Below are 12,674 nucleotides of genomic sequence, written 5' to 3' on the forward strand. Positions count from 1 at the left end.
TATGTACATTACTTAGTAATGTTTACCTTATATTGTTCAGTTTTCAAAAATCTGTATAACCATCATTTTCTGATGACTTTGTTTATTATAATTGATTGTTAGTTGTTTGTCAATGATTTTTTATTCAAAAATAACAAATCTAACACCTCAATTACTTGCTACTGCCTTTAAAATATTTCCTCTAAAGACTTTTTAAATTATACAGTTTCACTACCTTTATGTCAACAAAATTTTACAGAAATTCGCCAAATTTTTTCACCTTTTATCATTCTTTTTTCTCTACATCTATATATAGTATATTAGAGGATTTCATCATACTATATCAACTGATTTCACGATTCTTCAAATTCTAACTTATATAGTCTGCATAGAGCAATAAAATTTGAACATCATCATTTCTAGTGGACACCTACCAGTATACACATGTACAATGTGTATTTACTCCTTATACTATATACGATTCCACATTTTTTCTTTCTTCGTTTTATTAATATTTCTTATGTTCTATACAATTTCACTCTTACATCGTAACGTATCGTATTAAAATAATGTTCTTCCCTGTATGCAATTCTCTACTTTCAAAAATCTTTTCTATACTCATCTCATGCATGTAGTAAAGTAGTCGATTACTACTATCAGTTCTTCTCCATCATGCAAAAGATAGTGCTCATCAAAATCAATGTACATGTATGATGATACGGCTATTTACTATCGATGTCAGTAACACTTTGCTTTAACACCTACGCAGATATGAAATAGGCGGGCTACAAATATATAGGCAGCTAACTTATCGCAACATTCACACGATAGAAAATAAATAGTGAAGTAAAAAGATTTACAAATTCTACCGTTTCAACGCACACACAATATATAGCAGTAACACCAGCTTCATTTAAGGTTGGGAGAACTGTTTCAACGCCCACGCAATATAGCAATTATGTCCATTGCTATGCTCATTACTTTCTAGTATGACACGTTATAGTATAGGCAACGCCACTAAAATAACACATTACTTACCATCATTTTCTACATTTTTATACTATCATCTTATTACACGCCTATAACATCACATCTACATGGTAAAGACCTATTTTTCTATATTGTTATAGATCCATGTTGCTACATTCTTAACCTATCATGTAAGCTAATACATAACTTTCACAACAAATATCTCATGTGCGCATCCACTACTATGCATAGTCGTAAGGTATAAAAAATGACATGATACAATCGTTAGATTCTATCATGTCATCAACTTTCAATCATTCTAATATGATATCTTACGCATTAAAAGGCAAAATATACTAAGTATAAATAGATATGCGCCATCAATACGCTAAGAATCATTAGTGGGAAGCCTAATTTTATATATTCAATAAAGGTAAATCGCAATCCATGTAAGGAACCAATATTAGCTACTACCAAATTTGGTGTCGCCCCAATCATAGTGCCGTTACCGCCAAAACAAGCCCCCATGGCCAAGGCCCACCAAACAGATTCCATCGGCATACCTGTCATATGCCCCATTTCCTGTAACATAGGAATCATAGTTGCCACGAAAGGAATATTATCAACAAACGCTGACGCAATCGCCGAGAGCCACAATACTAAGAAAACGGTCTGTTCTAAATCACCACCAGTAACAGCAATTACTTTTTCAGCTAAATAGGCCATAACTCCAGTTTGTTCCAAACCGCCAACTACGACAAATAATCCTAGAAAGAAGAAGATTGTCGGCCACTCTACCAAATGCAGTACTTCACGAGGTTTAATATCAGCAATTACCATGAGTAAAACGGCGCCGCCCATAGCAATGGTTGCAGTTTCTAATCCTAACACATGATGTAACACAAATCCACCGATGGTAAGGGCTAAGACAAATAAAGATTTTTTTAGTAATGTCCCATCTTCAATAGCATCTTTATAGGATATTTTCATGATAGCCGCCTTAGTTTCTGGATGTGGTTGTAAATCTTTTCTATACAAGAAAATAAGAATAGGAATAACCACCAAGACGATTACTGTACAAATGGGCGCTAAGGCAAAGAAAAAGTCGTTAAACGTAAGTCCTGTAGCACTACCTATCATAACATTAGGAGGATTACCAACAAGCAACGCGGTACCGCCAATATTGGACACCAAAATTTCAGTCATCAAAAATGGAAACGCATTCACTTTTAATCGGTCTGCCAAAGTCAACGTAACAGGAGCAATCAATAACACCGCTGTTACGCAATCAAATAAAGCTGACCCTACTGCAGTAATAACTGACAGCAAAAACAAAAGCTTAGAAGGACTTCCTTTTGTAACGTGAGCTGCCCACAAGGCGCCTGCCTGAAATAAACCAGACTTACTAGTAATCGCAATAATCAACATCATGCCCACTAGTAATCCCAGTGTATTAAAGTCGATTGCTTCTTTGATAGCCGTAGATTGAGAGATAAATCCGCAACCAATCATAATAATTGCGCCGCCTAATGACACAATCATTCGTGGGTATTTATCCCAAACAATGAGTGCATAAGTCAGTATAAATATAACAATTGATGCGCAAAATGCAATTTCAGAATTCATAACTATACTCCTCTATCAAATTGCAAAGTTAACCGTTATTCAATTAACTTTTATATCATTGAAAAGATTTGCAATGAAACCCTGTACTCATCATAGCATATTTTTAGGTAAAATTAAAAATCTCTTATATCTATAATAGAAAAATTCATCTTCTTCTGTCCCCTAAGAGAAGGTATAAGACCAAACGCGCTATACATCTAATCCCTGGGTTATAGGACAAAACATGTTGCAAATTTAATCCCATGAATTATTAAAAGAATAACCCCAATTATGCAAATCACGCCATACAAGATGATGTGTAAGTTACAGATTAAAACCGCCACAATCTAGATATACGAAAAAAGCGATGGAATTACTTCCATCGCTTATATTTGGTGGCTCACCCGAGATTCGAACTCGGGACACCCTGATTAAAAGTCAGGTGCTCTACCAACTGAGCTAGTGAACCGTATGTGGCAGGGGTGGCTGGGATCGAACCAGCGCATAACGGAGTCAAAGTCCGTTGCCTTACCACTTGGCGACACCCCTACAATGATTGCCTACACGTTAGGTATTGGGGTGAGTAGTGGGGATCGAACCCACGCGTAACGGAGCCACAATCCGCCGTGTTAACCGCTTCACCATACCCACCACCTAGTAGGTTTATTGCTAAGCTCAATGTTTAGCAACAATAAAAATTATACTCTGATTCAACCTAACTGTCAACACTATTTTTTACTATATTTTCAAATATTTTTTCACGAAATTAGGTAACGCAAATACGGCCTTTTGAATATCGTAGTTGTAATACTGCATGTCCATGTCTAATGGGCGATTCGGTTTCCATACTAATGGATCATAGGTTTTAGACCCCATCGTAAAGCAATGCATACCTGATGGATAAATAGGAATATACGACATGAATAACCGCGTAATTGGGAAATGTCTGCCCACATACGAGAACACATCTGCCACTAAAGATTGATGTAAAAATGGAGATTCTGTTTGTTGCACAAATAGGCCATCCTCTTTTAATGCTTTCATTGTATTAGCATAAAACTCTTCCGTAAATAATCCTTTGCCTGGCCCAATCGGATCCGAGCAATCAACAATGATGACATCATAATAGTTTTCTGCTTTCGCCATAAATGCGATGCCGTCACCTATAGTCACTGTCAATTTAGGATGTTGTTCCTTCATAGCACGGGATATAGTAGGTAAATATTGTTTTGCCAATTCAACAACCTTACCATCAATCTCTACCATCGTTACTTCTTCAACGCAGCTATGACGCACACATTCTTTGGCTACACCGCCATCTCCGCCGCCAATAATCAATACCCGTTTAGGATTAGGGTGTAAAAATAGTGGTACATGGGCAATGATTTCATGATAAAAATATTCTTCTCGTTCCGATGTTTGAAATACGCCATCCAAAGCCAGCATATTTCCATACTCTTTCGAATGTACTACTTCAATTTTTTGAAATTCAGAGTTACCAGAATATAATACTTTATCAATTTCTGCACTTAACCGTAAATGAGGTGTTTGTTCCTCTGTAATCCATTCAGACATACGTTTCTCCTTACTTTCATAATCAATACGCATATACAAAGCCGCCACCTAATAGGGTATCTTGCAACCAATTCGACAAAGAAAATTCACGTTGCTCGCCTTCATCAAGAATGTGGCACCGTATATCGCCGTCCACTTCGCATATACCTACTAATAACACCCAATGCCATGTCCATAGCGATGATTCCCGTCCTTTATGGCGATTCAAAAATGCTACCGGCACGTCACTCACTAAAGCATGACTGATAAACGCTTGTACTACGTCAACACTAGGGCGTCGGGAAAGAAATGGCGATATACTTATCATCTTGGTCTGATTTGGTAACTGATGTTCCTTCATATACCGCTTTACGCCACTTGCTAGCCAGCTCGCTTTATATAAGCCTCCTCCAAACCGAGGTGTAACATAGTCCCAAACTTCATTCATGCGCCCTAAGGCCTGCATTTTATCAGACGCTGTTTCTATCGGCAACCATCCTTCTTTCAGAGCCATATAACTCACCATCATAGTCGCCACTGTTGGTCCGCAGCCCGCTAGTCGTCGCCATTCACCATTAAACCATTCTTGATTATAACCATAGGAAATTCTATCGTCATCTACGATTTCTAACCATGCCAAGTGTTGTAATGTTATATCTATCATGTATGGCCTTTCCTATACAGAGAGGCATGTGTACACACGCCTTTCTACGACAATCAGTCTTCTACTACTTCTACATGTTCCATATGTTCACCTTGGCGAATGGCATCGACAATATCCATCCCATCGACTACCTTGCCAAAAACAGTATGTACTCCATCTAAATGTGGTTGTGGTTCATACACGATAAAGAACTGGCTACCACCTGTATTAGGACCTCTATGAGCCATAGATAGTGCACCTCGTTCATGTTTATGAGGATTGCCAATTAATTCATCATCAATTGTATAGCCTGGTCCCCCTGTGCCATTGCCATTAGGGCAACCGCCTTGTGCAACGAATCCAGGAATAACACGATGAAATGTTAGTCCATCATAAAACCCTTCTTTGATTAATTTTGTAAAATTGGCTACTGTATTCGGTGCTTCCTTATCAAATAATTCAATAGTAATATCACCCTTAGCCATATGAATAATTGCTTTTTTCATGGTCTGGTACCTCCAAAAATTCTCGAACCACATATCCTGCTAGCATTAGCCCTGCCACCGATGGCACAAACGCACACGACGCTGGACTTTTTGTCCCCTCTTCACGGTATACAGGCTTAATCGGTGGTTCTGTGGAAAATAAAACTGTTTGCTTTGTGATGCCTCGCTTTCTTAATTCTTTACGCATCACCTTAGCCAATGGACACATATAGGTCTTACTAATATCTGTTATTTCTAGTTGTTCTGGATGAAGCCGATTGCCTCCTCCCATGCAAGAGATAACAGGAATACCCAATCGTTGACACGTTTCTACGATATGAATCTTAGACGAAACCATATCAATGGCATCGATCACATAATCGACCTGTAAGGTTTCAATAAAATCAGGATATTCATGTGCTGTATATATTATATCATGAACTTCAATAATTACATCTGGATTAATCGCTAAAGCTCGTTCTTTCGCCAAATCAGTTTTTCTTCGGCCAATGGTTTGCGAGGTGGCTATAATTTGTCGATTCACATTACTCGCCGTTACTGCATCGCCATCAATCACCACAATGCGTCCTACGCCCGATCGCACCAAGGCTTCTAAGGCAAATCCCCCTACGCCACCACAGCCAAATAATGCTACTGAGGCACGACGCAATCGATCAATGCCCTCTGTTCCCACCATCCATTCTAGGCGAGTAAGCATATGTTCTGCCATTAGTATCTATCTCCCGGTAAAATCTCAGTCCAATATCCATCGGGATCCGCTATAAAATAAATCCCCATCTCTTTATTTTCATAGACGATGATCCCCATCGTTTCATGTAGGGCATGCAACTCGTCAAAATCGTCTACGGTGAACGCCAAATGAAACTCATTGTCTCCTAAATTATACGGTGTGGTGCGATCCCTGAGCCAAGTTAATTCCAACTCATGGGCCGTATAAGGACTTTTTAAATACACCAATATAAACGATCCATCTTGTGCTTCAAGGCGTCGCACTTCTTCTAAGTGTAGTGCCTTTTTATAAAAGTCTACACTGGATTCTAAATTTTTTACATTAATATTATTATGTGCAAAAGAAATCTTCATGCTAGTTCCTCTCTTTTCAATAATTAGTGATAGTATCGTATCACATTTATACTTCTGAATCAATACGATGAACTAGGGTCGCTGTTCCTATAACAACGGCTGTATTACTAACTAACTCGAAATTGAGCCGTACTGCCTTGTGCTAATCGAGTGATGACCAAGTGAGCTGGGATGCGTTCTTTCAATTCTGCCACATGAGAAATGACGCCGATCAAACGGCCACTGGCTTGCAAAGAAACTAATGTATCCAAAGCAATTTCCAACGTTTCCGCATCAAGCGTCCCAAAGCCTTCATCAATAAACATAGTATCCATATGTATGCCTCCTGCGTAACTTTGAATCACATCAGCTAAGCCCAAGGCCAAGGATAAGGAGGCCAAAAACATTTCACCGCCCGATAACGTATTGGCTGGACGTGGCATGCCTGTATATGTATCGAGAACGACTAAATCAAGACCTCGACCACCACGACCACCTATAGACGTGTCACGTTGTAACTCATAGCGACCACGACTGACGTTACGAAGCCGTTCATTGGCCGCATACATCACTTCATCTAAAATAGCTCCTAACACATAGCGTTCAAACGTGACGCCACGCAAACCAGACACACCTCCGTTAGCCAATTCATGTAATCGTGTAATAAATGCTAATTGTTCTGTTTGAAGATGATGTGATGCTTGTAAGGTCTGTAGTTCATGAACCACTTTTTCTAACCGTTCGCACTCAATGCGATGCGTAGTAATAGCTCCATAGGCCGCATCTCGTTCTTCTTGTAACGCCTTATATACATCATCGTCTATCATTGTTTCTGGAAGTTCTACACGGGTTAATCGCTCCTTAGCACTATGGATTAATGCTTGATTCTCATGAGCACTTTTTTCATAGGTCTGAATTGTCTCTTGCCACGATGATACCAACTCCATTTCCGACCTATAAAGAGCAATCGCTTCTTCAGAAATGCCAAGATGTTTCAACGCTTCTAAATAGGTTTTCTTATGGTCTTCTATGGTTTCTGATATAGCCCTGACTTGTTCATCAATCGTTGCTTGCTCCGTATCATTTTTAGTCATAGATGAAATGATATGCTCTTGTTCTTTCCTAATAGCTACACCTTCTCGTTCATGGGCGTCGATTGTTCTCTTCAATTCATCCACAATAGTTTCATAGGCATCATCACCAGTCAACCCTAATTGCTGATACCGTTCTTCTAACTCTTTTTGCATAGTATTCACTTGTGTGGCTAGTCGTTCTATGTCTAATAAGCATTGATGTATTGCCACTTGATACGCGTCTTTCTCTTGCCCATGTGCCTCTCGCTCTTTCCTATACAAGTCGCGTTGTGCTTCTTGCACTTTCCACTCTTCATTACTCCTAGCTAGCGTATCTAACATCGCTTCACAACTGCGCAAGGATTCATCTGCTATAGCAACAGAAGATATGTCCAAATCCTCTAAGCAAGATTCTATCTGCCTCTCAACATCTTGTTGTCGTCGCCCTAGGCCCTCACATTTCGCCCGTTCTCGACATATGCGTGCTTGCAACGTTTGTACATCTGTATATGCCTTATCCACTTCTACTTTTGTAGGTGTTGCCTCTGGTTTCACTGCCAATCGTGGATGATGGACTGCACCACACACCATACAAGGCTCACCTTCCGCTAGTGTCGTCGATAATTGGTAGGCTTGCGCCAATTGAAATGCTTGCTGAAAAAGTGCTGCTTCATGCTTTGTTTGTAGCAGTGTTTCTTCCATGGCGGATAACTCATGCGTTACAGTATCATATTCCGCTATTGCTTTTTCTTTCTCTTTTTTCCACTGTATCAATTCCTTAAGCCTATGATGTCGCTGTTTTTCTTGTTCCCACAACTTAGCATCATCTCTATGTGCCAATAACCACGCATCCACCTTATCTAATGCAGCTCGTTCTTTCTCCATGGTTTCTGTCACAGCCACTTGTAATTCTTTTTCCTTTGAAAGCTTTTTTTCTACTGCAATTCGTTCTTTTTCTTTCTCTTCTACAAGTGTTTCTAATCGTTTTAGATGTGCTACGCCACTATCTTTATCTTGTAATTGCCCCAACCGTAGCGTTGCCTTTTGACATGCTGATTGCTGTTCTTGCCAAGCCTGTTCACGGGTCAACACGTCTTTTTCTATGATCTTCAATTCTTCTTTTTCATCAAATAATTGTCGCTTTCGTTCTTTCCACGCCTCGCATTGTTTTTCCTCTTCTAAAGTGCGTTCCATCACCTCTATAATCGGTTTTAATTGCGTCAGTACACGTAATTTATTTTTAAGAGCCTCTATCGTGTTCTCTTCACGCATCAATTTCTGATGCATTTCTTCATAGCCTTCTAACTCTTTTTGAATTTTTGTATACTCCATCCAACTAGTGCGGTTACAAGTCGCCTTTTGTAATAATGCATCGGCTTGCTTCAAGGTTTGTAACAAACTTGTTTCACGATGTTTATAATCCGTAACATGCGTTTCTAACTCACCCAGTGTTCCCACACCTTCTTGTTGTAAGAGTCGTTCTTCTTGATGTACCAATTCACTAGCCTCTTCATAGGCCGCATCAAATCGTTCTTTCAGCACATGTTGTAATCGGGTGTAAATTTCCGTTTTAAATAAATTGTGAAGCAACTCTTCTCGTTCAGTCGTAGACGCTACTAGCAATTTACGAAATTCGCCTTGTGGTAATAGAACAACTTGTAAAAACTGATCTGCGCGAAATCCGATAATTTCTTGCACCCGTTCTTTTAATACTTGACTACTAGAGGTAATCATATGCCAGTCATGTTCATTTTCTTTCCACCTATATAAACTAGCACTGGCACTTTGTTCTTTCAATCCAGGACCGCGTTTCCTTTTTACCATTTGTTTGGGGCTTCGATCTATTTTATACTTCGTCTGCCCTATAGAAAAAGTAAACGATACATACGTGGCCGTATCTATATCCGAAAAGTCGCTTCGCATGTCGGCGCCGTCACGTAGAGAGCCACTCGTTTGCCCATACAAGGCATATACCATAGCATCTAAAATTGAAGTTTTTCCTGCCCCCGTTGGTCCAGTTATTAAAAATAAAGTATGGTCCTCTAAGGAGGAAAAATCTAGTTCAACTCTATCTTTATACGGCCCAAAGGCTTGTATGACCAGTCGTATCGGTTTCATGAACGTTCCTCCTTAACAATCAAGTCCCATATTTGATTTATATAGGTTTCTTGTTCTCTAGTTAGCGGCTCTTTCCAAACGGTTTCTGCAAATTGTGCAAATAGTTGTCGTTCATCAAGTTTTCCATAGATAGTATCAGTGTCAACGGCCTCATCTTTTACCATACGCCCCGTTAATTCCATCGCCATCACATGAGGCAACACGTTACGAAGCCGTGCCATGCCATCAATAACAGGGGCTTCATTTAATAATTGCACCAACACATAATCATTCTCATACTGCTCATGTAGCGCTCTATCTTGTAAAATTGCATCTAAATAACCTTCTACCACGACCACATCATGTTTAGGTTCAATGGGAATGAGTGATACAGTAACTTCTCCATGCTCATCCATATCAATAATAGAAAAACTTTTCTCTTGTTGATATTCATCAAAGGAATATTTTAATAAAGACCCGCTATAACGGATACGATGACTACCAACGGTCTGCGGTCCATGCAAATGGCCTAGTGCCGTATACTGGTAGGCGTCAAAGAGGTGATTGTTAATATTTTCTGTGCCACCCACCGCTAACGTTCTTTCAGAACCACCAAGAACACCACCTGTGACAAAGGCATGGGCAATCGCCACGCGTCTTTGTGATGCGGGAATCGCTTGCAAATAGTTTTGAATCCACAATGCATATAACTCGTTATAGTCCATAGTGCACGCTGCACTGTTTTCTCTACTCAACACATCGCGTATTACAGCCGGTTCCACATAGGGCATAGGGCAAAAAGATATATCTCCCCACACATCAGATATAACGATAGGTTTCCCCTTCTCTTCTGGCGATCCTATAATGTGTAATCCCATAGATGCTAATACATGACGCCCCACTTCCAAACGCTCTCCCCCATCATGGTTGCCTGCAATCACAATAGTAGGTACTCCATATTCAACGGCTAATTTAGTGATGACTAAATCCCACAGTTGTACCGCTTCTACGTGAGGTACCGAGCGATCAAACACATCGCCTGCAATAATCACCACATCAATCTTTTCTTCTTTTATAATCTGAAAGAATTGATGCTCTAATACATAGGCCTGGTCATCCGTTAAATGATGGGCATAAAAAATGCGTCCTAAATGCCAATCGGCTGTGTGTAATATGCGCATAGTAACACTTCTTTTCCTTCCTATGTTTTCATCCTATCTACTAGATTTTAAATGCTCTACCATGAGCTTTACATACTATGTATACCTATCAATTACTTTCCATATACGTCTTCATAGATACGGCGTAACAAAGCAATCTCTTCTGCATAACCACTCAATTCATTCGGTGTTTCCAAATAGAATGGAACGCCTTGTAATCTAGGATGGGTAATGATGTGGCTAATCGCCTCTAATCCAATATGTCCTTCCCCAATTTTTTCATGCCGATCCTTATGAGCCCCTCTTGGATTCTTAGAATCATTCAGATGTATGGCTTGCAATCGCTCCAAGCCTATCAATCTATCAAACTGATCCAAAACTCCATCAAAATTATCAATCACATCATATCCACCTTCATGAATATGACATGTATCAACGCATACGCCAATATAGTCTTTCAAAGCGACCCCATCAATAATGCGGGCAATTTCTTCAAAGGTCGATCCAATTTCCGTTCCTTTTCCCGCCATCACTTCTAATAGAACCGTTGTCTTCATACCTGGAAATAATACATTATTTAACATATCTACAATATAATCAATGCCGATATCTACGCCTTGTTTAACATGACTGCCTGGATGAAAGTTATATAGCTGATGTGGCACGTATTCTAACCGTTCTAAATCTTCTCGCATAGAGGTTAATGCAAAATTACGCAATCCTTCATCCTTGGCACAGGCATTCATCGTGTACGGAGCATGACCGAGTATTTTCCCAAAGTCGTGTTCTTTCATATACGCCACCAACGCTTTCATATCTGCTTCGTCGAAAGCGCGCGCCTTGCCACCACGAGGGTTACGTGTAAAATATTGAAATGTATTAGCCCCGATGGATGTAGCCTCTTGGGCCATATGCAAATACCCTTTGCTAATTGATAAGTGACAACCGATTGTAAACATATTGACTCCTTTTATTTGTATCCTACTAAATACGATGTACTGTATGATGTACTCTTTCTTATCGCTCCTAGTATGTATAGTACGATGTGATGTGACACTATACCTTACTACTATAAAACTCATAGCGCTAGGAACATTTCTGATTCTATTGTACCAAAAATTTTACCTTGGTATATATGGTTGTACCATATATTTGCGACAAATCACTGTAACAACATGGTTAGTGTAAAAAACACCCTATCGTTATAGCCTGTAAAAGAATAAATAAGCGTCTTATGGATGGCGCCATACCTCCATAAAACGCTTATCAATCTGTCTATTAATTATCATAGAAGAGAGCAACCAAAGTTACTAAAAAGTACACTCCATTTAGTGGCTACTCTTCTTAAGGCACATAGGGCAAACACCTTCAAATGATATTTGTTGTCCCGTTACCGTATATTCACTCGTTGTTTCTACCATCTCTGACACTTCATGCATATTAATACCCTCTAAGTCTTCTACCTTATTGCATACAGTGCAGCGAATATGAGGATGATTATTCGTATCCCAATCATAACGACTGCAATCATCGCCTACATCTAATACTTTAACAAGTCCAATTTTTTCAAAAATTTCCATAGTTTTATAGACCGTAGCCAAACTCATAGTAGGATGGGCAACGCGCAAACTTTGGTAAATCATTTCAGCAGTAGGGTGGTTTTTACTCTCTATTAATGTTTGATAAATGGCTATCCGCTGCGGCGTTACTTTAAAACCCTTTCCTCGTAAAACTTGAGCAATATCCATAATACATCCTTTCTTCCACTTGGAATACATACATTTCTCTTCTTAGGAGCCTAACATTATCAATCAATAATTATTATTTATTATATCACTGACGTATTCATCATGCAATACAAATAAAAATAAGTCATTCCATGTCAACGATTGATCATGAGTAAACTCCCTATACTACTAGTATGACAATAAGAAATGCACATCATTCGACCACCACAATTAATACATTGCGGCAGGCATCGAATCATGTGCATTCATCATGGTTCATCACCAATCTAGCTAAGCAT

10 protein-coding genes and 3 tRNA genes are annotated in these 12,674 nt (G+C 39.3%); all 13 read right to left on the bottom strand.

Annotated features, from left to right (window positions below):
• Positions 1–1,287 precede the first annotated feature (1,287 nt).
• On the bottom strand, positions 1,288–2,574 hold the full coding sequence (locus P6940_RS07565) for an ArsB/NhaD family transporter (RefSeq protein ID WP_277293674.1): 1,287 nt from the start codon (positions 2,572–2,574) through the stop codon (positions 1,288–1,290).
• A 372-nt stretch (positions 2,575–2,946) separates the two neighbouring features.
• Positions 2,947–3,022: transfer RNA gene (locus tag P6940_RS07570), tRNA-Lys, on the bottom strand.
• A gap of 5 nt (positions 3,023–3,027) precedes the next feature.
• Positions 3,028–3,102: transfer RNA gene (locus P6940_RS07575), tRNA-Gln, on the bottom strand.
• Positions 3,103–3,128: 26 nt separating this feature from the next.
• Positions 3,129–3,204: transfer RNA gene (locus P6940_RS07580), tRNA-His, on the bottom strand.
• A gap of 87 nt (positions 3,205–3,291) precedes the next feature.
• The gene (gene speE / locus P6940_RS07585; RefSeq protein ID WP_028257764.1) at positions 3,292–4,128 is read right to left on the bottom strand and encodes a polyamine aminopropyltransferase; all 837 of its coding nucleotides are present in this window, start codon (positions 4,126–4,128) and stop codon (positions 3,292–3,294) included.
• 22 nt (positions 4,129–4,150) lie between these two features.
• Positions 4,151–4,771, bottom strand: a complete 621-nt coding sequence (locus tag P6940_RS07590; protein WP_277293675.1) for a hypothetical protein — start codon at positions 4,769–4,771, stop codon at positions 4,151–4,153.
• Positions 4,772–4,824: 53 nt separating this feature from the next.
• Positions 4,825–5,256: a peptidylprolyl isomerase gene (locus P6940_RS07595; protein WP_028257766.1), complete on the bottom strand. Its 432-nt coding sequence runs from the start codon at positions 5,254–5,256 to the stop codon at positions 4,825–4,827.
• Positions 5,228–5,965: a tRNA threonylcarbamoyladenosine dehydratase gene (locus P6940_RS07600; protein WP_277293676.1), complete on the bottom strand. Its 738-nt coding sequence runs from the start codon at positions 5,963–5,965 to the stop codon at positions 5,228–5,230. The genes P6940_RS07595 and P6940_RS07600 overlap by 29 nt, the downstream gene beginning before the upstream one ends.
• A complete protein-coding gene (locus tag P6940_RS07605; protein ID WP_028257768.1) occupies positions 5,965–6,339 on the bottom strand; it encodes a VOC family protein in 375 nt (124 codons plus the stop codon). Before P6940_RS07605 ends, P6940_RS07600 begins: the two co-directional genes overlap by 1 nt.
• 107 nt (positions 6,340–6,446) lie before the next feature.
• Positions 6,447–9,509 (bottom strand): AAA family ATPase, encoded by a 3,063-nt coding sequence (locus tag P6940_RS07610; protein ID WP_277293677.1) that lies wholly within the window; start codon positions 9,507–9,509, stop codon positions 6,447–6,449.
• On the bottom strand, positions 9,506–10,669 hold the full coding sequence (locus tag P6940_RS07615) for an exonuclease SbcCD subunit D (protein ID WP_038152979.1): 1,164 nt from the start codon (positions 10,667–10,669) through the stop codon (positions 9,506–9,508). The genes P6940_RS07610 and P6940_RS07615 overlap by 4 nt, the downstream gene beginning before the upstream one ends.
• 92 nt (positions 10,670–10,761) lie before the next feature.
• The gene (locus P6940_RS07620; RefSeq protein ID WP_038152978.1) at positions 10,762–11,607 is read right to left on the bottom strand and encodes a deoxyribonuclease IV; all 846 of its coding nucleotides are present in this window, start codon (positions 11,605–11,607) and stop codon (positions 10,762–10,764) included.
• Between the two features lie 369 nt (positions 11,608–11,976).
• Positions 11,977–12,396 (bottom strand): Fur family transcriptional regulator, encoded by a 420-nt coding sequence (locus tag P6940_RS07625; protein ID WP_028257772.1) that lies wholly within the window; start codon positions 12,394–12,396, stop codon positions 11,977–11,979.
• Positions 12,397–12,674: the final 278 nt, after the last annotated feature.

The organism is Veillonella montpellierensis, from assembly GCF_947090115.1.
Lineage (GTDB): Bacteria > Bacillota > Negativicutes > Veillonellales > Veillonellaceae > Veillonella > Veillonella montpellierensis.

Excerpts from the sequence above, each read along its gene's own strand:
- P6940_RS07605 (WP_028257768.1), bottom strand. The coding sequence starts at position 6,339 with ATGAAGATTTCTTTTGCACATAATAATATTAATGTAAAAAATTTAGAA.
- P6940_RS07590 (WP_277293675.1), bottom strand. The coding sequence starts at position 4,771 with ATGATAGATATAACATTACAACACTTGGCATGGTTAGAAATCGTAGAT.
- P6940_RS07625 (WP_028257772.1), bottom strand. The coding sequence starts at position 12,396 with ATGGATATTGCTCAAGTTTTACGAGGAAAGGGTTTTAAAGTAACGCCG.
- P6940_RS07565 (WP_277293674.1), bottom strand. The coding sequence starts at position 2,574 with ATGAATTCTGAAATTGCATTTTGCGCATCAATTGTTATATTTATACTG.
- P6940_RS07610 (WP_277293677.1), bottom strand. The coding sequence starts at position 9,509 with ATGAAACCGATACGACTGGTCATACAAGCCTTTGGGCCGTATAAAGAT.
- P6940_RS07600 (WP_277293676.1), bottom strand. The coding sequence starts at position 5,965 with ATGGCAGAACATATGCTTACTCGCCTAGAATGGATGGTGGGAACAGAG.
- P6940_RS07595 (WP_028257766.1), bottom strand. The coding sequence starts at position 5,256 with ATGAAAAAAGCAATTATTCATATGGCTAAGGGTGATATTACTATTGAA.
- speE (WP_028257764.1), bottom strand. The coding sequence starts at position 4,128 with ATGTCTGAATGGATTACAGAGGAACAAACACCTCATTTACGGTTAAGT.
- P6940_RS07620 (WP_038152978.1), bottom strand. The coding sequence starts at position 11,607 with ATGTTTACAATCGGTTGTCACTTATCAATTAGCAAAGGGTATTTGCAT.
- P6940_RS07615 (WP_038152979.1), bottom strand. The coding sequence starts at position 10,669 with ATGCGCATATTACACACAGCCGATTGGCATTTAGGACGCATTTTTTAT.